Raw genomic sequence first — 365 nt, forward strand, 5'->3', positions numbered from 1 at the left:
AGCCTTTAAGTCCTCCGATATGTTTATGAAGTGCAGATACATGGATGAAATGACAGGTGGAAAAGGTATTGTCTTTGCCACTGGAACGCCTGTCAGTAACTCGATGACAGAGCTTTATACTATGCAGCGTTATCTTCAGTATGAAAGCCTTAAAAAGAATAATTTGGAGCATTTTGATAGCTGGGCTTCTACCTTTGGTGAAACGCAGTCAGCTTTTGAATTGTCTCCGGAGGGAACAGGGTACAGAGTAAAGACAAGATTTTCCAAGTTCTATAACCTTCCTGAACTAATGTCTATGTTTAAAGAAGTTGCGGATATTCAGACAGCAGATATGCTAAATCTTCCAACACCTGAAGCACACTATG

Annotated in this window: 1 protein-coding gene; it reads left to right on the top strand. The window is 40.3% G+C overall.

Annotation, left to right across the window (positions count from 1 at the left end; all coding sequences use genetic code 11):
* Positions 1-365, top strand: a 365-nt coding sequence (locus tag HMPREF2801_RS07765; RefSeq protein ID WP_148130097.1) for a hypothetical protein, incomplete at both ends; no start/stop codon positions are given.

It is taken from the genome of Peptoniphilus sp. HMSC062D09, from assembly GCF_001811425.1.
Taxonomy (GTDB): domain Bacteria; phylum Bacillota; class Clostridia; order Tissierellales; family Peptoniphilaceae; genus Peptoniphilus_A.